20 protein-coding genes and 1 pseudogene are annotated in these 22745 nt (G+C 69.7%); 6 read left to right on the top strand and 15 right to left on the bottom strand.

Features of this window, described 5'->3' with window-relative positions; genetic code table 11:
• The first annotated feature begins 261 nt into the window (after positions 1-261).
• From ACYVD1_RS27400 to ACYVD1_RS27385, 4 genes are all read left to right on the top strand, one after another.
• Positions 262-984: a hypothetical protein gene (locus ACYVD1_RS27400; RefSeq protein ID WP_460777374.1), complete on the top strand. Its 723-nt coding sequence runs from the start codon at positions 262-264 to the stop codon at positions 982-984.
• Positions 985-988: 4 nt separating this feature from the next.
• Positions 989-2320, top strand: a complete 1332-nt coding sequence (locus ACYVD1_RS27395) for a hypothetical protein (RefSeq protein ID WP_460777373.1) — start codon at positions 989-991, stop codon at positions 2318-2320.
• Between the two features lie 21 nt (positions 2321-2341).
• Positions 2342-3916: a hypothetical protein gene (locus ACYVD1_RS27390; RefSeq protein WP_460777372.1), complete on the top strand. Its 1575-nt coding sequence runs from the start codon at positions 2342-2344 to the stop codon at positions 3914-3916.
• A gap of 180 nt (positions 3917-4096) precedes the next feature.
• Positions 4097-5782 carry an ABC-F family ATP-binding cassette domain-containing protein gene (locus ACYVD1_RS27385; RefSeq protein WP_460777376.1) on the top strand — a complete coding sequence of 562 codons (1686 nt, stop codon included), beginning with the start codon at positions 4097-4099 and terminating at the stop codon, positions 5780-5782.
• Between the two features lie 66 nt (positions 5783-5848).
• On the opposite strand, the gene ACYVD1_RS27380 is transcribed toward ACYVD1_RS27385, so the two are convergent.
• Entirely contained in the window at positions 5849-6691 is an 843-nt protein-coding gene (locus ACYVD1_RS27380) for a hypothetical protein (protein WP_460777371.1), read from the bottom strand.
• 555 nt (positions 6692-7246) lie between these two features.
• On the opposite strand from ACYVD1_RS27380, the gene ACYVD1_RS27375 reads away from it, so the two are divergent.
• Positions 7247-8650, top strand: a complete 1404-nt coding sequence (locus ACYVD1_RS27375) for a nucleobase:cation symporter-2 family protein (RefSeq protein ID WP_460777370.1) — start codon at positions 7247-7249, stop codon at positions 8648-8650.
• Between the two features lie 33 nt (positions 8651-8683).
• On the opposite strand, the gene ACYVD1_RS27370 is transcribed toward ACYVD1_RS27375, so the two are convergent.
• The 10 genes and pseudogenes from ACYVD1_RS27370 to ACYVD1_RS27325 form a co-directional block, all read right to left on the bottom strand.
• The gene (locus ACYVD1_RS27370) at positions 8684-9613 is read right to left on the bottom strand and encodes a hypothetical protein (protein ID WP_460777369.1); all 930 of its coding nucleotides are present in this window, start codon (positions 9611-9613) and stop codon (positions 8684-8686) included.
• Positions 9614-9808: 195 nt separating this feature from the next.
• On the bottom strand, positions 9809-11059 hold the full coding sequence (locus ACYVD1_RS27365; RefSeq protein ID WP_460777368.1) for a cytochrome P450 family protein: 1251 nt from the start codon (positions 11057-11059) through the stop codon (positions 9809-9811).
• A gap of 81 nt (positions 11060-11140) precedes the next feature.
• Positions 11141-12385 carry a cytochrome P450 family protein gene (locus ACYVD1_RS27360; RefSeq protein WP_460777367.1) on the bottom strand — a complete coding sequence of 415 codons (1245 nt, stop codon included), beginning with the start codon at positions 12383-12385 and terminating at the stop codon, positions 11141-11143.
• Entirely contained in the window at positions 12385-13602 is a 1218-nt protein-coding gene (locus ACYVD1_RS27355; protein WP_460777366.1) for a cytochrome P450, read from the bottom strand. The genes ACYVD1_RS27360 and ACYVD1_RS27355 overlap by 1 nt, the downstream gene beginning before the upstream one ends.
• Before the next feature lie 52 nt (positions 13603-13654).
• Positions 13655-14905, bottom strand: a complete 1251-nt coding sequence (locus ACYVD1_RS27350) for a cytochrome P450 family protein (RefSeq protein ID WP_460777365.1) — start codon at positions 14903-14905, stop codon at positions 13655-13657.
• Positions 14905-16131 carry a cytochrome P450 gene (locus tag ACYVD1_RS27345; RefSeq protein WP_460777364.1) on the bottom strand — a complete coding sequence of 409 codons (1227 nt, stop codon included), beginning with the start codon at positions 16129-16131 and terminating at the stop codon, positions 14905-14907. The genes ACYVD1_RS27350 and ACYVD1_RS27345 overlap by 1 nt, the downstream gene beginning before the upstream one ends.
• 37 nt (positions 16132-16168) lie before the next feature.
• Entirely contained in the window at positions 16169-16783 is a 615-nt protein-coding gene (locus tag ACYVD1_RS27340) for a GTP-binding protein (RefSeq protein ID WP_460777363.1), read from the bottom strand.
• Complete coding sequence (locus ACYVD1_RS27335) at positions 16764-17123, bottom strand: DUF742 domain-containing protein (protein ID WP_460777362.1); 360 nt, start codon at positions 17121-17123, stop codon at positions 16764-16766. The genes ACYVD1_RS27340 and ACYVD1_RS27335 overlap by 20 nt, the downstream gene beginning before the upstream one ends.
• Positions 17120-17524, bottom strand: coding sequence for a roadblock/LC7 domain-containing protein (locus ACYVD1_RS27330; protein ID WP_460777361.1), 405 nt, complete (start codon positions 17522-17524; stop codon positions 17120-17122). The genes ACYVD1_RS27335 and ACYVD1_RS27330 overlap by 4 nt, the downstream gene beginning before the upstream one ends.
• Positions 17524-18962: pseudogene (locus ACYVD1_RS27325) on the bottom strand (ATP-binding protein). The gene ACYVD1_RS27330 and the pseudogene ACYVD1_RS27325 overlap by 1 nt, the downstream one beginning before the upstream one ends.
• A 603-nt stretch (positions 18963-19565) precedes the next feature.
• Between ACYVD1_RS27325 and ACYVD1_RS27320 the strand changes: the two are divergent.
• The gene (locus ACYVD1_RS27320) at positions 19566-19949 is read left to right on the top strand and encodes an RNA polymerase-binding protein RbpA (RefSeq protein ID WP_460749219.1); all 384 of its coding nucleotides are present in this window, start codon (positions 19566-19568) and stop codon (positions 19947-19949) included.
• A 125-nt stretch (positions 19950-20074) separates the two neighbouring features.
• Here the strand turns inward: ACYVD1_RS27320 and ACYVD1_RS27315 are convergent, their stop codons facing one another.
• From ACYVD1_RS27315 to ACYVD1_RS27300, 4 genes are all read right to left on the bottom strand, one after another.
• Positions 20075-20878 carry an HAD-IIA family hydrolase gene (locus tag ACYVD1_RS27315; protein ID WP_460777360.1) on the bottom strand — a complete coding sequence of 268 codons (804 nt, stop codon included), beginning with the start codon at positions 20876-20878 and terminating at the stop codon, positions 20075-20077.
• A gap of 70 nt (positions 20879-20948) precedes the next feature.
• A complete protein-coding gene (locus ACYVD1_RS27310; RefSeq protein ID WP_460777359.1) occupies positions 20949-21191 on the bottom strand; it encodes a hypothetical protein in 243 nt (80 codons plus the stop codon).
• Between the two features lie 94 nt (positions 21192-21285).
• On the bottom strand, positions 21286-22038 hold the full coding sequence (locus ACYVD1_RS27305; protein ID WP_460777375.1) for an SCO1664 family protein: 753 nt from the start codon (positions 22036-22038) through the stop codon (positions 21286-21288).
• Between the two features lie 61 nt (positions 22039-22099).
• A complete protein-coding gene (locus tag ACYVD1_RS27300; RefSeq protein WP_460777358.1) occupies positions 22100-22684 on the bottom strand; it encodes a DUF3090 domain-containing protein in 585 nt (194 codons plus the stop codon).
• Between the last annotated feature and the right edge of the window lie 61 nt (positions 22685-22745).

Genomic DNA, 22745 nt, shown 5'->3' with positions numbered 1-22745 from the left:
TGGAGGCGAAGACCTCGGCGCAGAAAGCGTCGAGGTCCTCGCGGAGTTCTTCCACAGCATCCAGGTCCACCCGTCCATCATGGCGGAGCCACGCTGAAAAATCAGGAACTTAACAAAGTACTACTAGAGCAGTGGTACACGCCGCCTGGGGTGGCCCCCGAAACTCCACCCGATCTACCGACCACTCCGTCGACGACCCCCGCCCCGGCGGATTCCACTGACTCGGCGGCTGAACGCCCCGTCCAGCCGAACGTACCGATCGTGCTCGGCTTTGAGACCAACTTTCGCCAGGTCATCGCCCTCTCCGGTGTGCTGGCGACCGGCACGGCACTGAGCGCCCTGGGTGTCCGCTCCGATCTCTGGTATCCGCTGGTCGGTGGGTTGTCAGGACTGGGGCTGGTGCTGTTCGGCATACCCCTGCTTTTCGGGGTCTGGTTCTCACCGCACTATTTCGCGCGGAAAGAAGTCCGGGTGACGCCGCGAGGACTGGAGTTCGAGCCACGGCCCCTGCTGTGGAGCAGACAGGGGCTGGAAGCGTGCATTCCGTGGACACGGGTCCAGGCCGTGACCCACCGCACGATCACTGGAGCGGCGAATCATCGCCCCAAAGACCTGCGGAACGTCAACGCTCCGGTACTGCATGACCACTACTCCGTTATTGAGATCTACACGGAACCGTTCAACCCGGGCGATCCCAAAGCCTGGGCACATCTGTTGTTCGATGTGGATCAGTGTCCAAAGCCCGATACCCCAGCGCTGAATGCGCTAGCCGAATTCCCCGCGACCCGGCTCCAATTGCGGTTCACCGAGGACCTGGTGGGACAGACCGCGGCGGAATGGCAAGAGATGGACGACGGAGGCCCGGTCCCGACCACCGTCTCCCTGTGGCAGCTCGGACGGGCCGTCCAGATCTTCCGCCCCGACCTGTGCCACGGCTTCGACCGACTGGGGGCGTCGGCCTCCGGCCGTAGGGAGAAGAACTGAGAACATGTGGGAACACGGGCAGGTGGTAGGGCGGCGGGTCCGTCTGGGGGCCCCGGTGTTCGGCGACGCCTGGGGCGGAACGGCGGGCGCCCTGTTGCTACCCGCCTTGTTAGGGCTGACCATCGGCGGCAGTACCTTCGGACCGGGGCTGGTCAAGGAAGGCCTGACGTATCCGCACGGACAGACGAACCCCCTCCTCCTCGGCCTCGCGGCCCTGCTGACCGGGGCCGCGTTGGTCGTCCTGGTAGCCCTCCCGGCACTGGTCCTGCGCTTCCCCCGTGCCCACGCCGGCATGGAACTACTGCTGCGCGCCGAGCACATGGAGTGGGTGCGGCCCCGGCGCTGGTGGCTGCCGAAAATGTCGTACACCGTGCCCTGGAACCGGGTACAGGCGGTACGGGCCACAACGGCGGTCAGGCCAGGCGGCCCCCGGCACCGGGTGATGGACGTGTACCTGTTCGTGGCGGCCGCGCGCGTGCCCCAGTGGCTTGGCGCAGTGGATCCACCCCGCGAAGAACCGGCGGGCATGGCGGCCCCGGCCGCCCGGATCCGACTGGGTGGCCCTTGGGACTGGGCGGAGGAGCAGGCCACCGAGGCCGCGATCGCGATCGACAGGGTCCGTCCCGACATCATGCGCCGGGACACCCCGCCTGACTCCTGGTTTACTCCTGGCCGGGACTCCCAAGGTTCGGACCGGGTGTGGGTGGATTTCCAGGTCTCGCCTGCCCGCTGGTCGCGGGTCGCCCTCCTGTGGCTTGGGCCCTTAGCACTGTTCAGCGTCAGCCTGGTCTCTGACCTGTGGTATCCGCTGATCGGAGGCTTATCGGCGATCCCCTGGGCGGTCTGCCTCGTCGGCCTGTCCGTGTGGCTGTACCAGGCACCTCGCTCGCTCAGTCGGCGCGGCGTACAGGTGGACGGGGAAGGTCTGACGTTCATCCAAGAAGGTGCGCTGTGGCTCCGTCACCGGGGTATGCGCGTGCACGTGCCGTGGCCGGAGGTCCTGTGCGCGGCCGACGGCCTCGCCCGCGGGAGATACCAACCGGGTGTGCCCGCCGAGCCCGCGGCCGTCATCGACCTCTACCTCACCCAGGCCGACCGCGCGGGCCGGTGGCTCGCCATGGGCGCCCAGTACACCGAGACCCTACACAACATCGGAAGAGCAGACCTGTCGCTACCCACCCCGGTGTCCTGGATCCAACTGGACCTGTCAGGACAGCCGCACGATGGCGGCGCCTCTTGGCACATGTTCGGACGGACCGGGGCGCCGCCCCGCGAGGTACCTGCGGGCGACCTCCTGCGCGCGATCTCACTCTTCCGCCCGGACCTTGTGCGCTGACGGCTACCCCGCACCTTCCGCTTGCTCTGCCCTACCCCCGGCACCCTGCCCGTACCCGCCGAACCGACCGCCCACGAGGACTCCACGATGATCGTCTCCCCTCCGACCACCCAGGTCTCGCTCCGCCCCGACCGGCTGCCGGGGTACTGGGAGGTGTTCGCCAGCATCACCCTGCTCCTCACCCCGCTCCCGGTCCTGTTCCTAGTCCTCCTGGGACCCTCCGCGCTCGACGGAGGCACACTGCCGAGCGCGACCGAGGACCCGGGCCTGTGGGTGGGCGTGGCGCTGGCTTTGGCCTCGGCGCTCTCCTGGGCGCTGCTGGCGGGGCAGTGGGTACGGCAGTCCACCCCGCGCGAGATCCGAGTGGCCCGGGAAGGCGTACGGTTCGTGTACGGCGGGCAGTGGGGTTTCCGTGCACGCACCCACCTTCTGAGGTGGGACGACGTCGCACTCATCGTGCCCTGGCAGCGTGAGTTCGCCGAACGCCCAGCCGTCGCTTTGCCGTACGGCAGGCGCATCCGCAAGAAGGCCGTCCGGCGGGTGAGCCGACCGGTGGTGGACCTGTACCTGGAGGGCGGGGTGGAGGCGCCGGGGTGGCTGGACCCCGTCCCGGAGCACACGGGATACCGGGTGCGCGTCGGCGGCCCCGGAGACCCGATGAAGGACGCGGTCCGGCGCCTGGCGCACCTGCTGTACAAAGCGCGCCCCGACCGGTTCGAGCTGGCGGAGGTCTCGGCCACGTGGTTCTCCCCGGCGCCCGGAGACCTCCCGGCACGGCCGGAAACGGCGCCCCGGGAGACAGCGCACCCGGAGACGGCCCGCGCCGAGGACGGTGCCGCGGAACCGGCGGAAGAGACCGCGGCGCCGGAGCCACCGCCCGCCCTTGAACCTCCCCGGGGCACGGTCCGCATGGTCCTGCAGCGTTCACCCGCGTCCTGGGCCCGCCGGACGCTGCTGTGGGGCGCCCTGGCTGGCGCGGCCGCCGGCATCATCGTCAGCGGCGTCGGGGAGCCCTGGCTACCCGCCCTCGTCATCCTCCCCGGGATCTTCTGCCTGGTCTGGTTCCTCGCCCTGCTCGTGACAGCGCCGATGTGGATGTCGCGACGGGTGACGGAAGTGTCGCCGCACGGGATACGATTCACCGCCGCACCCCTGTTCTGGTACCGGATCTCGGTGGACGCCACCCTGCCCTGGTCCGATGTCGCGGGGGTGCACCTGCGCACGGTGCCCCGGCCCCGCCTGGGCGCACCGACCCTCCTCAGGCTGATGACGGGCGTTTCCCAAGAGCACGGCGGCGCACAGACCCTCATCACGTTCGTGCTGCGGCCCGCCGGACCCCGCCCCGAAGGGCTGAAACAGCTCGGGATGCACCTGGTCCCCTACATCTCCGGGGAGACCGCCGTTCCCGGTACGCACTACGCGGGGCACGTGGCCAAGGTCGACTTGGCCTTCGCCGCCGACATGCACCCCGAGGACCGGTCCGGGTGGGACCCGGGCACCGGACAGGCCCCGCCGGAACAAGTGAGCCCGGCCCTGTTCCCCGAGGTACTGAGGGCCTATACCCCCGAGCGCTGCCACGGCCTCCCGCCGCGTTGAGCGGGAGGACCCGCGCGGGCCTCGCGGATTCCGGCCTTGCGGGTCCTGGCCCTGCTGATGTCGGCCGCACAGATCCTGACCCCGGGGAAAACCCTTTGCCCAGGCGGATACGCGTGTGGAAGCCTGCGCGAGCATGCCGAGCGTGTGTGCGCAGTCGTGAGCAGTGGAGAAGAGCGGGTCGTGGGTTACGTCGACATCAACCAGGTCACACACACTCTGCCCGACGGGAGGGTGTTGCTGGACGGGGTGTCGTTCCGGGTCGGGGACGGGTCCAAGACCGCTCTCATCGGTGCCAACGGCGCGGGCAAGAGCACGCTGATGCGCCTGATCCGAGGAGAGACCCCGCCGCAGTCGGGCGCGGTCACCGTGGAGGGCGAACTGGGCGTGATGCCCCAGTTCGTGGGGCACGTGCGCGACACCACCACGGTGCACGAGCTGCTGGTGTCGGTCTCACCGCGTGCGGTGCGTGAGGCCCACTCGGACCTGGAAGCCGCGGAGGAGGCCATGATGCTCTCCAACGGTGAGAAGACGCAGATGCGCTACGCGGAGGCGATCGCGCGCTACGGCGATGCCGGAGGCTACGAGGCCGAGGTCGTGTGGGACCAGTGCTGCACGGCCGCCTTGCGGGCGCCCTATGAGCGCTGCCGGTGGCGGGAGGTGCGCACGCTCTCCGGCGGTGAGCAGAAGCGCCTGGTCATCGAGACGCTGCTGCAGGGGTCGGCGCCGGTACTGCTGCTGGACGAGCCGGACAACTACCTGGACGTACCGGGCAAACGCTGGCTGGAGGATGCCCTGCGCGCCAGCCCGAAGACGGTCCTGTTCATCTCCCACGACCGCGAACTGCTCAGCCGGGTGCCGGACCGCATCGTCACCGTGGAGCTGGGCGCGGCAGGCAACAGCGTGTGGGTGCACGGGGGCGCCTTCGACACCTACCACGAGGCCCGCCGGGAACGGTTCGCCCGCCTGGACGAGCTGCGCAAGCGCTGGGACGAGGAGCACGCCAAGCTGAAAGCGCTCGTGGCCATGTACAAGCAGAAGGCGTCCTACAACTCGGACATGGCCACCCGCTACCAGTCCGCGCGGACGCGGCTGCGCCGGTTCGAGGATGCGGGGCCGCCCCAGCAGCAGCCCCGGGACCAGAACCTGCGGATGCGGCTGCGCGGCGGGCGCACCGGCAAGCGCGCCCTGGTGTGCCGCGACCTCGAGCTGACCGGGCTGATGCACCCCTTCGACCTGGAGGTCTGGTACGACGAGCGGGTCGCCGTGCTGGGCTCCAACGGTTCGGGCAAGTCGCACTTCCTGCGCTTGCTCGCCGCTGGCGGCGACGACCCCGAGTCCTCGCTGGTGCCCGAGGAGGAGCGTGCCGTGGTCGAGCCGGTGCCGCACACCGGCCGGGCCAAGTTGGGCGCCCGGGTCCTGCCGGGGTGGTTCGCGCAGACGCACGAGCACCCGGAGTTCATCGGGCGCACGCTGTTGGACATCCTGCACAACGGCCAGGGCACCCGGAAGGGTGTGCCCCGGGAGGAGGCGGGCCGGGCACTGGACCGCTACGAGCTCGCGCTCTCCGCGGAGCAGACCTTCGACACCCTCTCCGGGGGTCAGCAGGCCCGGTTCCAGGTGCTGCTGCTGGAGCTGTCCGGTGCCACGATGCTGCTGCTTGACGAGCCGACGGACAACCTGGACGTGGTGTCGGCCGAAGCCTTGGAGTCGGCATTGGGGTTCTACCAGGGCACGATCCTCGCGGTCACCCACGACCGCTGGTTCGCCCGCGGCTTCGACCGGTTCGTGGTGTTCGGCGCGGACGGGCGCGTAAGGGAGGCGGACGAGCCGGTGTGGGACGAGGGCCGGGTGGAGCGGACCCGGTAAGCCGCCCGGCCCGGACCGGCCCGGCACGGGGGCGGGGTCCGGTAGGCCGGGCCGAAAGGTGCCCGGTCAGGCCAGGGGAAGCTCGCCCTCGATGGTGCCCGAGCAGCCCTCGGTGCACTCGAGGGTGAAGGAGACGTGGCCGCCGGGCTCGCTCTCGGCGAAGTGGTAGAGCAGCAGCCCGGACTCCCCCGGCTCGTACTCCGCCTTGCCCATCCACGTGTCGGCCGCGCCCAGGGTCCGGCTGCCGTCCGGGGCCACGTAGTCCGCGTTGTCCAGCTCGAAGGCAGTGTCGTCGTCGGCTTCGACACCGAAGGTGACCACCAGGACGTCGGCGCTGGCGGACGTGTAGCTGGCCCCCATCGTGACGGTCGCGCCGTCCTCCGTGACCTCGCTGAACCCGGGATAGAGGTTGTCGCTGACGGCCCGGCCCTCGATCTCGAAGTCGGCCAGGAGCCCGTCCTGGTACTCGAAGTTCCCGTAGGTCGCGCAATCCTCCGGGTGGCACATCTCGAGTTCGTCGCCGACCAGCTCGACGTCCCAGGGGTCTTCGAAATCCCCGGCCTCCTCATACACCAGGGCGATGTCCGCCTGGTACCTGAGGTAGTCGTGGGCGGGCGAACCCGCCTGGGCGTAGTCGAACCCGTCCTCCAGCCCTTCGGAGGAGTTGGTCGCGAGGGCTTCCACGTAGGGCTGCGCCTCCTCGGCGCCCCCGTCCTCGGCGTCCTCCTGCTCCGCTTCGTCCTGCTCGGCGTCCTCCTGGTCGGAGTCCGCTCCCGTCTCGGAGTCCGCGGCCCCGGCGTCCGCGTCCGACGTTTCCCGTGCGTCGCGCACGAGTCCGCAGGACGTGAGGGCGAGGACTGCGGCGAGCGCCAGGGCGAACGCGCTCAGGAGCGGTCTGGAACGGGGCATGCCGAAGGGCCTTCTCTCTCTGGGCTGTGACGGGTCCCGGTGCCCGCCGAACACCGCGCGGGTCAGGGGAGGCGGGGGCCGGGACCGGGTCGGAGACCCCCCATTCATAGCAGAGGGGCCCGATACACCCGGCGCGGACGGGCGCGCTGACCGCGTCGGGACGTGTCCGGAACCGGACATGCCCCGGGAGGGCGTTCTTCGTCACGTCCGGGACCGGTCGCTGTGAGCCGCTCGGCCTCGGCCGACGGCTCTCCCGAGGTACCCGCGGGCGGCCTTCGCGGCACCCGGGGGCGGCACGGATCCCGTCTGCGGTCCGGGTGCGGGCCCGGTCTCGGGCCGGAGCGGCGGTGGAACCGTTCTCGGGGCCGGGCAGGCGCACACCCACGCATGGCTACGGACAGCAAGCACGCGCATCCGTTTTGCTCTGGTGTTTTCCTCCAAAGGAGTACCCCGAATTTGCATCAGACTTCGGACCATCCGATGATTTGTCCTCGTGGCGCCATCCGCTGAGGCACCACCCCGCAGAGCACCACCCACCCGGAAGGCCCCACCACGATGACGTTTCCCAAGGGCGGCACGGTCCCCGCTCCCGACGGCCGGGAACCCGCCGTCACCGAGCGCCCGGTGGACGAGAGGCCAGAGGACGAGCGGCCGCCCCTGCGGCTCATGGTCACCTACGGCTTCCAGCACATCCTCGCCCTGTACGCCGGGGTCGTCACCCCGCCGCTCATCATGGCGGCGGCCGTGGGCTTGGACCCCGTGGAGACCGGACTGATCATCAGCGCGGCACTCCTGGTGAGCGGCCTGATGACGCTGGTCCAGACGCTCGGTGTGTGGCGGTTCGGCATGCGGATGCCGCTGGTCATCGGAGCCTCCTTCATTCCCATCACCGCGATGACCGCGATCGGGGAGTCCAGCGGGTTGCCCGCGGTCTTCGGCGCCTCCATCGCCGCGGGCCTGTTCGGCATCCTCATCGCACCGGCCATGGCCAGCCTGATCCGCTTCTTCCCACCGGTCGTCACCGGCAGCGTCATCACCGTCGTCGGCCTCGCCCTCATCCCGGTCGCGGTCGGCTGGATCACCGAAGAGAGCGAGACCGGGATCCCCACCGACACGGGGCTGCTGCTGGGCGGGGCGACCCTGGCCATCATCCTGGTCCTGTCCAAGGTTCTGCGCGGGGCGTGGGGGCGGGCGTCCATCCTCCTCGGCCTGGTCCTGGGCACCCTGCTGGCCGCCGCCCTCGGCGAGGTCGACTTCGGCGCCGTGGGCGAGGGTGCGGCCGTCTCCCTGCCCAGCCCCTTCCACTTCGGCCCGCCGGAGTTCCAGGCCGCCGCGATCATCACCATGTGCATCATGATGGTCGTGATCCTCGCCGAAGGAATGGCGGACATCCTGGCCGTCGGCTCGGTCGTGGGCAGCAGGATCGACGGCAAGCGCCTGGCAGACGGGCTGCGTGCCGACGCCGCCACAGCGGTCGTCGGCCCCCTCCTCAACTCCTTCCCCGGCAGCACCTTCAGCCAGAACATCGGCCTCATCGCGCTGAACAAGGTGCGGAGCCGCTACGTGGTCGCCGCCGGCGCGGTCCTGCTGGTCGCGATGGGCCTGTTCCCGGTCCTGGGCCGGGTGGTGGCGATGATCCCCTCCCCCGTGCTGGGCGGGGCCGGCCTGGTGCTGTTCGGCTCGGTGGCCGCGGCGGGCATCCAGACCCTGGGCAAGGTGGACTACGAGAACAACCACAACCTGGTGATCGTGGCGGTAGCCCTCGGGTTCGGCATCCTGTCGATCGCCTCCCCGGACTTCTTCGAGGGCTTCCCGGAGTGGGCGGCGATGGTCCTGCACTCGGGCATCGTCACCGCCACCGTCTCCGCGCTGGTGCTCAACGTGTTCTTCAACGTCCTGGGCAGCCGATCGGCACCCGAAGGCGGGCAAAGCGCCGCAAGCCGGGGGTCCGCCGCGTAGTGACCGGTCACCCCGGGCGGCGGGCCAGGGCGGTCAGTCCACCGGGAAGTCCAGGTCGACGAAGGCGAAGCACTCGTCGAGGCAGCCGGTCACGGCCAGGTCCCCGCCGACCTCCGGTCCGGTGAAGAACAGGGCGGTCTGGACGGCGGTACCCGCATCCAGCCGGTACTCCCCCACAGCCTCCTCCGCCCGGTATTCGCGGCCGTCCGGGGCGGTGTAGGTGGCGCCGAAGAGGTCGAGGTCGACGTTGTCCACCGTGGTGAACTCGGCGGTGACGACCAGGACGTCGTCGGTGATGCTCTGGTAGGCGGTGAGCATGTGCACGTCCACACCCTCGGAACTGGCCGCTACCCCGTGGCCGGAGACCAGGCGCTTTCCGGGGTCCTGTCCGTTCACCAGGAAGCCGGTGATCAGGCCGTCCTCCACGGTGAAGCGGCTGAAGAAGGCGCACACCGGCGGACCGCCTGACCCCGGAAGGCAGAGCTCGAAGCCCTCTTCGGAGGGCGTCAGGTCGGACGGGGCATAGCTGTGTCCGGCCGACTCCCAGGCGCTGTACACCTGGACGTAGTGGCGCAGATAGGTGTGCGCGGTGGAGTCCTCGGCGGTGAGGGTCAGGCCCTCGCGCATCCGCTCGGGGTCGTCGCTCGCGGTGAGGGCGGTCATGTACTCGGCGGCCTCGTCCGGAACGTCTTCCTCTTCGGCCTCGCCGGTCCCCGTCTCCTCCGGTTCGCCCGGTGCCGGTGCGGGGTCCGGCCCACCCGTGGGGTCGGCGGCGGGATCTGTCGGCTCCGGGCTGCTGACGGGCTCCTCCGCCCCCGGGACTGGGGGCTCCTCCTCGGGATTCTCGCGTTCCTGGTCCTGCTGTTCCCCGCCGGTGGGGACGATCTCGCGAACATCCGCCTGGCCGCAGCCGACCGCCGCGGCCAGCAGGGCAACGGCGGCGATCACGGTCGGCTTCGACATTTCCAGGCGCTCCCTAGGAAGGCACTCGGACTGTCGATTTTAGGCTTGATAAGGGCGAATAATCCTCATTCCGCCATTTTTGGCTCTTTCCTGAAGCCCTCCTTGTTCCCCAGTGACCAGCACGCCGGAAAAAGCGCCGGGCCGCTCCGATACGAACGGCCCGGCGAGAACTTCCCAGCGTGAGAAACCGCGGTCCTACTGCTGAGGACGCAGGAGGACCGGAAGTTCCTTGATGCTGTTGACCACGATGGAGGGGTGGTTCTCGAGTTCCTCCTCGGGGGCGGCCAGCCGCAGGTCGGGGAAGCGCTCGAACAGCATCGGCAGGGCGATCTGACCCTCCATACGGGCCAGGTGGGAGCCCGGGCACACGTGCGGGCCGTAGCCGAAGGAGATGTGCCGGCCCTTCCGGCGGGTCAGGTCGAAGGTGTCCGGGTGCGGCTCCTCGCCGTGTTCGCCTCGGTCGCGGCTGATCGCGCCGTACGAGGTCATCAGCGCCTCGCCCTTCCTGATGGTCACCCCGCCGAGTTCGACGTCCTCGGTGGCGAAGCGGAAGACCATGTTGGAGGTGGGCGGGTCGAAGCGCAGGGTCTCCTCCACCACGGCGTCCCAGCCGACCTCGCCCTTCTTGACCAGGTCGAACTGCTCCGGGTGGGTCAGGAGCGCGCGCACCGCGTTGCACAGCAGGTTCACGGTGGTCTCGTGCCCGGCCGCCACGACCACCTGGAGGGTGCCCCGGATCTCGAGGTCGGTGAGGGCGTCGCCGTTCTCACCGGCGTTGATCAGCTCGGTGGTCAGGTCCTCCCCCGGATGGGCGCGCTTGTCCGCGATCATGTCCTCGTAGTAGCGCTCCAGGGTCGCGTACGTCTCCATGAACTCCTGCGGAGTGGTGACCGCGCTGAAGAACTTGACGTACATGTCCCGCAGGTAGCCGTGCTCGGCCTGGTCCACCCCGTAGAGGTCGCCGATCACGCTCATCGGGAGTTTGAAGGCGAACTCCCCCTTCAGGTCCAGCGGCCGGTGGGACTCGGGCTCCAGGGCGTCGAGCAGGTTTTCGGTCAGCTCGTGGATCCTCGGCCGGAGTCGTTCGATGCTGCGCGCGGAGAAGGCCTTGGCGGTGAGCAGGCGCAGGCGCTTGTGTTCGGCGCCGTCGGTGCCGAGGAGGTTGGTCGGGGTCGGCGGGATCGTGCTCATCAGCGGCCAGGCCTCAGGGATACGGCCCTGCTGGTAGTCGTCCCAGTAGGCGGGGTCCTTGACCAGGCGCGTGTCGGTGAGGGCAGCGCGGGCGGCCTCGTGGTGGGTGACCGCCCAGGCGGTCACGCCCTCGGGCAGGTTGACCCGGGTGACGGGTCCAGCGGCGTGGAGGACCTCCCGCTCGGCGCGCAGATTCTTGACGTAGGGGTCGAGGGTGACGGCTTCACCGGAACCGTGTTGGACGGGGCAGGGCATCAGGGTTTCTTTCAGAATGTCGGTTTTGACGGATAGCGGGCCTCGCCCTCGTCGAGGGGCGGGGCTCGGCCACCGGATTGCTTACAGACGAAGGACGACCGGGAGTTCCTTCAGGCTGTTGACCAGCAGCGAGGGGTTGAGCTCCAGGTCCTCGTCGGCGACCGCCAGGGTCATGTCCGGGAAGCGCTCGAAGAGCATCGGCAGGATGACGCCCGCCTCCAGACGGGACAGGGGCGCGCCCGGGCACACGTGCGGACCGTACCCGAAGGCGATGTGGCGGCCCTTGGCCCGGGTCGGGTCGAAGACGTGCACGTCCTCGCCGTACTCCTCCCGGTCGACGGTCACCGCGCCGTAGTGGGTCATGAGGGCCTCGCCCTTGCGGATGGTCACCCCGCCGATCTCGATGTCCTCGGTGGCGAAGCGGAACAGCATCGAGATATTGGGCGTGTCGTAGCGCAGGGTCTCCTCCACCACCGCGTCCCAGCCGATCTCGCCCTTCTTGGCCAGTTCGAGCTGCTCGGGGTGGTTCAGCAGGGCGCGCACCGCGCAGTTGAGGAGGTTCACGGTGGTCTCGTGTCCGGCCACCATGACGTTCAGGAGGAGCCGCTCGACCTCGATGTCGGAGAGACGGTCTCCGTCCGGCCCCTCACCGAACAGGTCGGTGGTCATGTCCTCGCCCGGGTCGGCCTTCTTGGCGGCGACCACGTCCGCGAAGAAGTCCTGGAGGGCCCCGTAGGTCTCCTGGAACTGCTGCGGGGTGCTTGTGGAGTCGAAGAGCGCGTTGCACAGCTCGCCGAGGTACGGGTAGTGGCGGGGGTCGACCCCGTAGAGCTCACCGACGACCCCGACCGGGATGGGGAAGGTGAACTCGGACTTCAGGTCCAGGGTCTGGTCGGCCTTGGGTTCCAAGCGGTCGAGCGTGTCGGCGGTGATCTGCTCGATCCGCGGGCGCAGCCGCTCCACCCGGCGGGCCGAGAACGGCTTGGCGATGTGGTTGCGCAGCCTCCTGTGCGGTGCGCCGTCCAGGCCGAGCATTTCGTTGTCACCCATGGGGACGGTCAGCAGCAGTGGCCACCCTTCCGGGATCAGGCCGGCCCGGAGGTCGGCCCAGTGCTCGGCGTTCTTGACCAGGCGGGAGTCGTTGAGGGTGGCCCGGGTGACGTCGTGGTGCGTCGTGGCCCAAGCCTGCACGCCGCCGGGAAGCTGGACCCGGGCGACCGGCCCGGCCTGGTAGAGGCGCTCACGCTCGGCGGGCATGCTGTCGATCACGGGATGGATGACCGTGATGTCGTCGGAGCTTTCGGCCTGGGAGACGGGACAGGGCATCAGTGCACTCCTTGGGGTAGGGCGGAGGTGAAGGTGACCGGGAGGGAGGCGACGCCCCGAACCCACGGGGAGGGGCGCCAACGCAGATCCTCTGCCGGGATGGACAGGTCGATGTCCGGGAGCCGGTCCAACAGGACCTCGATCCCCGTGGTGGCGATGGCCTCCCCGATGTCCTGGGCCGGGTGGGGACACCGGTGCTCGCCGTGGGAGAAGGACAGGTGGGCCTTGTTGCCGCGTTCCCCGGAGGTCCTCCGGTCCGGCTTCACCCGCGGGTCGCGGTTGCCGGCGGCCAGGCTGAGGAGTACCAGATCGCCCCGGCGAATGAGCTGACCGCCCAGTTCCACGTCGTGTACGGCGTACCGGCCCGCGTGGATCTGGCACGGGCTGTCCTCCCAGAGCACCTGGGACAAGGCCTCGCCCGCGCTGCTCCGGGCTCCGGCCATGGAGGCGGAGAAGCGGTTGTCGGTGAGCATTAGCCGCAGCGCGTTGCCGATCCAGTCGGCGGTGGTCTGATGGCCGGCGGCGATGATGGCCAACAGGTCGACGACGAGCTCCTCGTCGCTGTATCGGGCCGGGTGCGCGATCATGCGGGACACCACGTCGCCCCCGGGCCTGGCCCGGCGTTCCAGCACCAACCGCTGGAGTGCCGCGCTGAGCTCCATGTAGGCCTGCTGGGAGTCGGGGCCGGCGTCGAGCATGGTGGTGCTCATGGCGCTGAGCGCGTCCCCCTGGTCATCGTCCAGGCCGTACGTCCAACACAGGACCAGGGCCGGAAGCCGGTGGGCGTACATCGACCTCAGGTCCGCCACGCTCGAGGCACAGAAGGAGTCGATGAGCCGGTCCGCGATCCGTGTGGTCACCTGACGCAGCTCGTAGGGTTCCACTCCGTTGAGGGCGTCGTCGATCACCCGGGCGTGCCGGCGGTGCTCCTCCCCCTCCGTGTGCTGAATGTTCGGCACCGGGAACACCAGAGGCATGAGCGGCCAGTCCTGGGGCACCCCCTCCCAGCCGTTCCACCTGCGGGAGTCACTACCGAAGGCCTTCGGGGTGCTCAGCACGTGGTGAAGCTCCCGGTAGCCCAACACCAGCCAGGCGGGGACGCCGCCGTCCAGGTGTACGCGCACGACCGGGCCGTGGGACGAGCGCATGTTCTCGAAGCGTCCAGCGGGATCGGACTGGAAGTCCGGGCCGTACAACCGGACCGGGCAGCCGCTCATCAGGATGTTCCTTCCTTGTGGCCGCCAGGAGGTCGGCCGGGACGGCGGATACCTACGGGCGCAGGAGGATCGGGAACTCCTTGAGGCTGTTGACGATGAGCGCCGCCTCGTTCTCCAGTTCCTCGTCCGCGACGGCCAGCGCCAGGTCCGGGAAGCGCGCGAACAGCTTCGGCAGGATGATGCTCGCCTCCAGCCGCGCCAGCGGGGCGCCCGGGCACATGTGCGGCCCGAACCCGAAGGTGATGTGGCGGCCCTTGGTCCGGGTCGGATCGAACACGTGCACGTCCTCGCCGTACTCCTCCCGGTCCTTGGTGATGGCGCCGTAGTGCGTGACCAGTGCGTCGCCCTTCTTGACGGTCACGTTCCCCATGGGCACGTCCTCGGTGGCGAACCGGAACAGGAGCGCGTTGTTGGGCGGGTTGTAGCGCAGGGTCTCCTCGACCACCTGGTCCCAGGTGATCTCCCCCCTGCCCAGCCGATCGCGCCACTCCGGGTGGTTGACCAGGGCACGGACGACGTTGTTGATGAGGTTGACCGTGGTCTCGTGCCCGGCGGCCACCACCATCAGCAGCGTCACGATGACCTCCGCCTCGGTGAGCGGGTCCTCGCCCTCCTCGGTGGAGTTGATCAGGTCGGTGGTGAAGTCGTCGTGCCCGTCCGGGTCGGCGCGCTTACGGGCGACCAGTTCGGTGAAGTACTCGTGGATCCGGGCGTAGAGCTTCAGGTGCTCACCCGGGTCGGTGTCGACGAAGAAGAGCGGGGCGTACAGTTCACCGAGCTTGTCGTACTCCTCCCTCGCCACGCCGTAGAGCTCACCGATGACGGTGATCGGTACCCGGAAGGAGAACTCCTTCTTCAGGTCCAGCGCCTCGTGGGCTCGGGGTTCCAGGGCATCCAGGTACTCGTCGGTGATCCGCTCGATCGTCGGGCGCAGCCGCTCCACCCGCCGGGCCGAGAAGGGGTGCGCGGTCAGTCGGCGCATCCGCCGGTGCGGGGCGCCGTCCAGGCCGAGCATGTTGATGCCGTCGAAGGTCAGCACCCCCATGTACGGCCAGTCCTTGGAGACCTTCCCGTTCGTGAAATCGGCCCACTGGTAGGGGTCCTTGACGAACCGCGGGTCCTTGAGGGCGGCCTTCGCGGCGGCGTGGTGAGTGGTGGCCCAGGCCCGTACTCCGCCGGGGAGCTCCACCGGGGTGACCGGGCCGTGCTGGTAGAGCTCCTCCCGGTGGGCCTGGAGGTCCTCCGGGAACGGGTTGAGGAAGGGGACCTCGGCGTCGTCGATTCCGGTCACGGGGCAGGTCATCAGAAACCTCCAAGAGGGGATACGGGGGTGAAGGTGACGGGCAGGGAGACGACTCCCCGAGCCCAAGGGGACGGGCGCCAGCGCAGGTCTTCGGGGGGAACGGCCAGTTCGATGTCGGGCAGCCGGTCGAGCAGTACCTCGACACCGGTGGTCGCGATGAGTTCGGCGATGCCCTGGGCCGCGTGGGGGCAGGCGTGCTTGCCGTGGGAGAAGGACAGGTGCCCGTGGTTGGCGCCCATCCGGTCGTCCCCGGTGCCACGCACCTTGGGGTCCCGGTTGGCGGCGCCGTAGCCGAGCATGACCAGGTCGCCCTTGCGGACGAACCGTCCGGCCAGCTCCAGGTCCACAGCGGCGAACCGGCCCGCGTGGATCTGGGAGGGCGAATCCTCCCACAGCACTTCGGCGAGGGCGTCGCGCACACTGCTGCGCGCACCCGAGAAGGAGGCCGAGAAGCGTGCGTCAGTCAGCATCAGCCGCAGCGCGTTGCCGATCCACTCTGTGGTGGGCTGGTCACCACCGCCGAGGATCCCGATGAGTTCGGCGGTGAGCTGGTCGTCGGTGTAGCCGATCGGGTCGGCGACCAGGCGTGAGATCATGTCGGCGCGGGGCCGGGAACGGCGTTCGGAGATCGCGGTGCCGAAGCGGCCGCCCAGTTCGGTATAGGCCTCGAAGACCTCCGCCCCCGACGAGTCGAAGAGCACGCTCATCGCCTTGGCGAGTACGTCGATCTCCTCGTCGTCGAAGCCGTACATCCAGCCCAGGACCAGGCTCGGCAACCACCCGGCGTACTGGGCGCGCAGTTCGGCCCGGCTGTCACCGCAGAACCCGTCGACGAGGCGGTCCGCGAACCGGGTGATCACACCCCTGAGCTCGTGCGGGTCGATGGACTCGAGTGTGCCGCCGACCGCCTGGGACCGCCGCCGGTGGTCCTCCCCCTCGGCGAAGAGCAGGTTGGGTATCGGGGCCAGGACCGTCTGTAGCGGCGACTCGGGAGAGAGGCGGTCCCACCCGTTCCAACGCGTGGAACTGCGCGCGAACAGCGCCGGGCTGCTGAGGACGTAGTGCAGCTCCCGGTAGCCGATCACCAGCCAGGCAGTGATGTCCTCCTCCAGCAGTACCGGCACGACGGGGCCGTGTTCACGGTGCATCCACCTGTGGAACTCGGCCAGGTCCGCGGCGAGATGGACGTCCGACAGCCGGACGGGGCGGGCATTGTTCACAGTCATCCTCGGGAGGGCGAAGGGGGCGGGTCCAGGGTGCGCGTCACTGGGCTCGCCCGGCTGCCAGGGAACGCACGTGGTGGACGAGCGCGATGAGGACCTGCTTGGCGGAGTCGCGTTCGCGGGCGTCGCAGCGGATCAGCGGGATGCCCGGGTCCAGGTCCAGGGCGGCGCGCACCTCGTCCAGCGAGTGCGCGGCGTCACCGAAGTCGTTGTGCGCGACCACGAAGGGGGTGCCCTGGGCCTCCAGGCGGTCGATGGCGTAGAAGGAGTCGTTCAGGCGGCGGGTGTCGACGAGAACGACAGCGCCAAGGGAGCCGGTGAACAACCGGTCCCACAGGAACCAGAAGCGTTCTTGTCCGGGCGCACCGAAGAGGTAGAGGACGGAGGTCTCGTCCAAGGTGATCCGGCCGAAGTCGAAGGCCACCGTGGTGGTGCGTTTGCCCTCCACGCCCTGGAGGTCGTCGACACCCGCTCCGGCCCGGGACATGGTCTCCTCGGTGTTGAGCGGTCGGATCTCGCTGACCGAGCGGACCATGGTGGTCTTACCGACCCCGAACCCGCCGACGACGGCGATCTTCAGGGCCTGTTCGGTACTGGCGGCCAGCGGGGTGGCCGGAGCATGGGCGTGAGCGGGTTCAGAGGTTGTGGAGTGCAACGAGCACCTTCTCCAACACGTCCGGTGAGGCGAGCGGGCGCGCCGGGGAGGGCGCGGGGGCCGGGTGGCGCGCGGTCACCCGGCCGGTGTCGATGAGGTCGGTGAGCAGGATGCGCACGACCGTCACCGGCAGACGGAGGTGGGCGGCGATCTCCACTACGGCCATGGGTCTGGCGCACAGGCGCAGGATGTCGGCGTGCTCGGACTGCATCCCGGCGGCGGGGGCGCACTCCGCGACGATGAGGGTCACCGCGTCCAAGGAGTCATCCGCACCGCGGCTCCGCCCCGACGTGATGACGTAGAGCCGGTCCGGGCTCTCCTGACGGTGTTCGGAACTCATGCCGTCTGGGCCCCGGCCCGGGACGGGGTGGCCAGGTGCTCGCCCATCTGCTCGACCAGTTCGTTCATGTTGTGGCCGACCAGCCCCGGCTCCGCCTCGCTGTCGGTGATCACGGCGAGATGGGTCCCGTGGCCGGCCTCGACGATGAAGAGGAGGCCTCCATAGAACTCGGCCATCGCCTGGCGGACGCCTCCCCCGCCGTCACCGAACTCCGCCGAGGCGCTGTGCGCGAGGCTCTGCACCCCGGCCGCGATGGCGGCCAGGTGGTCGGCGCTGTCGGTTTCGAGCCCCGAGCTGTGGCAGAGCTTGAGCCCGTCCCGGGAGAGCACGAGAGCGTGCCGAGTACCCGGTGTGCGCTCCAGGAGGCCTTCGAGCAGCCAGGTGAGCGTCTTGAGGTCCATCAGTCGTCCTTCGGTGAGTCGGTCTGGCCCTGTCCGCGCACCGCCGTGCGAAACGCGCCGAAACCCTGCGCCGAGGTGGGGGGACCGGTGTCCTCGGGGGTGGGGTGTCTGCGCTCCGCGGCCGCGAGAGTCTGCCCGCGGCGCCGCATGGGGAGACCGTTCTCCGACCGCTCCGCCCTGGGGGCGGGGCGGTGTGCAGGGCTGCCGCCTCGCGGGCCGTGTTCTCCGGGACCGGGCGGTCCTGGAGCGGGCGGTCCTGGAGCGGGCGTTCCGAGGCCGTTTGCTCGCGGAGCTGGTGCTCGGGTGTTGACTTCTCAGGAGCCGTGGTCGGCTGGGGCGCGGTGGGTGCGGGCAGCGGTTTGATGATGCGCTGGGGCAGGAGCAGGACCACAGCCGTGCCGCCCCTGGAGGAGGAGCGGAAGGAGATGTCGAGACCGTAGCGGTGGGCGATCCGGCCGACGACCGACAGGCCCAGCCGCGTACCGGAGATGGTCGTGATGTCGAGCCCGCTCTCTACGGCGCGGCGGGCCCGGCGCAGCGCCTCCTCGCCCATGACGAGGCCGCCGTCCTCGACCATGACGGCGATCCCCGCCTGGACCTCCTCCACGTGGACGTGCACTTCGGCGGTGGGCGGGGAGAACTTGGCCGCGTTGTCGAGGATCTCGGCCAGCGCGTGGATGACGCCCTCGGCCGCGAACCCGGCGATCGCCATGCTGGACACGCTGTGGGTGCGCACCCGCTGGTAGGCACCGATCCGGCCCATCGCGCCGCGCAGGACGCTCTCCATGGAGATGGCCCGGCCCCAGCGGCGACCCGAGCGGGCACCCGTGAGTACGGCGATGCTGTCCGCGACGCGCCCCGTCTGGGCGGTGATGTGGTCCAGCTGCATGAGGTCGCCCAAAACGTCGGCCCCGGCGCTGCCGTCTCCATGGCGCTCCTGCATCTGGCGCAGGTCGGCGAGCATGGTGGTGGTCAGTGCCTGGACCCGGCCCGCGGCGGTGGCGCAGGCGGCCATGGCGGCGGACCGGCGGCGCTCGGCGGCGGAGATCTCCTCGGCGACCACCCGCAGGACCGCGGTGTTGGCCGGGTCCGACACGGCGGGCATCCGGTGCAGGGCGGTGCCGGCGGAGTCGCCGGCGCGCAGCTGTTCGACCAGGCGGGGCAGGTGATCCCGGGCCAGGGCCGCGGTGTCCGCGCGGTCCCCCTCGACCTGGGCCCGGAGTTCGGCGATGCGTCGGTCACGCTGTCCGAGGAGCAGGACCAACACCAGGATCAGGACCAGGGCGACGCCCCCGGTGGCGAGAACGGGCACAAGCCCCTCGGGGGAGGCGGCCCACAGAGCCCAGACCCAGGCCGGCAGGGCAGGGACCAGGAGGAGCAGCCATCGCGGAGCGCCGGGAAGCAGCGCTCCGCGCGGGCGGGGGGATTCAACTGTCATGGTGCTCCATGTCGGGCCACGTCGATACTTCTTGTGCACGCCAAAGGGCACGCCGAACGGGCACCGGCTATCCACGTGCGAAGATGCGACAAATAGAACGGACAAATATCCTCATCCATCCTTTTTCGTCACACAGCGAGTCAACATACCACCTAGTACGCCCTTAGCCCATGGCTGGATAATGACAATTTATTGCCGCCCTGGAGAACGGCAGGCCCTGCGGGGGCTCACATCCAGGACGCTAGGGCACGACCGTGCGGCCGGACACAATGCCCGCCGCGGACACAGCACAAATCTCCGATCACATATCTTGAACTGCGCTAATACACGCACAATGCAAGATCCGGAAATCGACCGCCAGGCGAGCACGGACGACCACAGAACGAGGACACACGCCCATCCGGCCGCGAGCCGACAGCGGCCAACCCCCTAGGGTGGTACAGGTCACAAACGCCGGAGGGCTCGGTGACGCAGGCACTCGTGGCGCACACGGGCGTCCCGCGCCCGCCGGGGTGGTTCGACCTCAGGTCAGCGGGGAATCTTGGCGTGGACTGATGCGTTACACCCCGCGAGACCGCACAAGCGCCTGGAGGCACCCACACGATGGCCGAGCGAGCACTTCGCGGCACACGGCTCGGGGCGACGAGCTACGAGAACGACCGCAACACCGACCTGGCTCCCCGGCAGGAGGTTACGTACGACTGCACACGGGGGCACCGCTTCTCGGTCACCTTCGCGACCGAAGCCGAGATCCCCGCTGACTGGGAATGCCGTTACTGCGGGGACCGCGCGCTCCGCAGGGACGGCAGCGGCGAGGAGCCCAAGAACGCCAAGCCCGTCCGTACCCACTGGGACATGCTGCTCGAACGACGCAGCATGGAGGACCTGGAAGAGGTTCTCGCGGAACGGCTGGAACTGCTCCGCGCCCGTCGCCGCGAGGAAGCGGCGAAGGTCGAGGAGATCGCCAAGCAGCGGCAGAGCGCCTGACCTAGCACGGCGTACGACAGCACGGGGGCGGTGGACCTGGTCCACCGCCCCCGTCGTCATGCTCCCGGTCCGGCCTGTGCAGTCCGGTCCAGCCGGTCCGGCCGACTCCCGGTGCGATTCCGGATTCAGCCCTCGCTATCGAAGGGGTCCTGGGTCCTGCCCACCAGGTCCTTGACCGACTCGAGCACCCGGGTGGGCCGGTAGGGGAACTCCTCCGCGGTCTCGCGGCCGGAGATCCCGGAGAGCACCAGCACCGTCTGCAGCCCGGCCTCCAGGCCGCTGAGCACGTCGGTGTCCATCCGGTCGCCGACCATCAGGGTGTTCTCCGAGTGCGCCCCGATCCGGCGCAGCGCCGAGCGCATCATGAGCGGGTTGGGCTTGCCCACGAAGTAGGGCCGACGGCCGGTGGCCTTCTCGATCAGCGCGGCGACGGCACCGGTGGCGGGCAGGGGCCCCTCGGCGCTGGGCCCGGTCTCGTCGGGGTTGGTCGCGATGAAGCGGGCCCCGTTGCGGACGAGCCGGATCGCGCGCGTGATGGCCTCGAAGCTGTAGGTCCGGGTCTCACCGAGCACCACGTAGTCCGGGTCGCGCTCGGTCATCACGTAGCCCACGTTGTGCAGGGCGGTGGTCAGACCGGACTCACCGACCACGTAGGCGGAACCGCCCGGGCGCTGGGTCTGGAGGAACTGGGCGGTGGCCAGCGCCGAGGTCCAGATCGACTCCTCGGGGATGTCCAACCCCGTGTTGAGCAAGCGGGCACGCAGGTCGCGCGGGGTGTAGATGGAGTTGTTCGTCAACACCATGAACGGGGTCCCCTGCTCGCGCATCTCCGCGATCAGCGCGTCGGCTCCGGGGATCAGGTGCTCCTCGCGTACGAGCACGCCGTCCATGTCGAATAGGTAGTTCCACTCATTGCTCACGTGCCCCATTGTGCAGGTATCCGCGGCGCAAGCGCCATTCCTACCCTCCGGTAGTGGCCTGTCCCGGGCTTGACCCTGCTCACACCGGCCCGGTGGGACCGTCATCCGAAGCACCCTGGGCACGCCCGCGCCCCTCACCCTCTTGGACGGATTTCGGCCAGAAGATGTCGCGCACGCTCCGGTACGTGTCGGGAACGACGATCACCGCCCCGCCCAGGAGGATGTACACCATGCAGACCAGGAGCGCCCAGAGCACCCAGTCCGTGTACGGACCCTCCACCTCGAAGACGACTTCCAGGAGGTAGGGGAAAGGGAGCAGCACGAAGAGCACGGTGACTGCGATTTTTGCCCCGAGTTCCCGCCCGGCAGCAGCCGCCACCACCAGCGCGGTTCGCCCGCACGCGGGCCCTTGCCGCTCATACCGGCGGCCAGGGCACCGAAGGCCAGTCCGGCGCCGGGTAGGGGTGGATGCCGTGTTGGATGAGCAGCTCCACCCGGGCCCGCACCGCGTAGACCTCGGGTTCGGTCAGGTGGCCGGCCAGCTCGACCGACAGCGGATCGTCGGGTCGGCGGAGCCGCTCGCGCACCGCGGACAGGGCGGTCAGTGCCTCCTCCGTGAGGGGCTGGCCCTGCCACTGCCACAGGACCGTGCGCAGCTTGTAGTCCTCGGCGAAGGAGACACCGTGGTCGCAGCCGTACAGGTGCCCGTCGGGCGTGGGCAGCAGGTGGCCGATCTTGCGGTCGGAGTTGTTGATGACCGCGTCCAGGACGGCCATGCGGCGCAGCCCTTGGTGCTCGGTCTCCCGGGAGAGCGCGATCAGGTCCACGGTGGTGTCGCCGTGCACCCAGAGCTGCGCCATGCCTTCGCCGTAGGGTCCGTCGCGGTGGACGGTGGGCGGCACCACCGCCCAGCCCAGCGCTTCGGAAACGGCGTGAGCGGACACCTCGCGCCCGGCCAGGGTTCCGTCGGGGAAGTCCCAGAGCGGCCGCTCCCCCGCCACCGGCTTGTAGACGCACACGGCCGACTGGGCGCCGTCCGAGACGGTGCAGTACAGGGTGGCGTTGGAGGCCTCGGTCAACCGCCCCTCGACCGTGATGTCGCCCCGGCGCAGCAGTTCGAGGCCCTCAGCGGGGGTGAGTCCGCTGAAGGCCCCCGCGGTGTCCGTCACCGGTGTGTCCTCGGCGGTCGGGGCGGGCCGGGGACCGGTGGCTTCGTCTTCCACTGGCGGATCAGACCAAGCGGTCCGGCCGATAGCCGTTCTGGCGGGCGCAGATGTGGCCGTTGGGGTCGAGCGGGCGGCCGCACAGCGGGCAGTCGGGGCGCCCCGCGGACACGACCTTCAGGGCACGCCCCGCGAAAGCGCGCGCCTCGCCTGGGGTGAGGTAGACGCGCAGGACGTCGCGGTGGGCGGGGGCCTCCTCCGCGAAGACCTCCAGCTCCTCGTCCTCGTCGTCCTCGACCATGTCCTCGGTGGCGCTCTCGTCGACCTCCTGGGCTTCGATGATCACCCGGGCGGCCTCGGCGTCCCAAGCCAAGGCGAGCGTGCCGACCCGGAAGTCCTGTTCGATGGGCTGTTCCAAGGGGCCGTCGTCCTCGGGCGGGGCGTCGTCGTCCGGCGGAGTCCCGAAGCGTCGATGCACCTCCTCCAACAGTTCCTCGACACGGCTGGCCAGGGCTTCCACCTGGGCCTTCTCCAGCACCACGCTGGTGATGCGGCCTTCACCGACGGCCTGGAGGAAAAAGGTGCGGTCCCCAGGCTGGCCCACGGTTCCGGCGACGAACCGTTCCGGCGGATTGAACTGATGAACGGGCATGCCTAGAACCTTACGGGATGCCGCTAACGGGGTGCGATTCGCTCACGCCACGGGACCAACC

The organism is Nocardiopsis nanhaiensis (assembly GCF_054778635.1).
The sequence above is the reverse complement of the archived record's forward strand: the minus strand, read 5'-3'. Positions and strand labels throughout refer to the sequence as shown.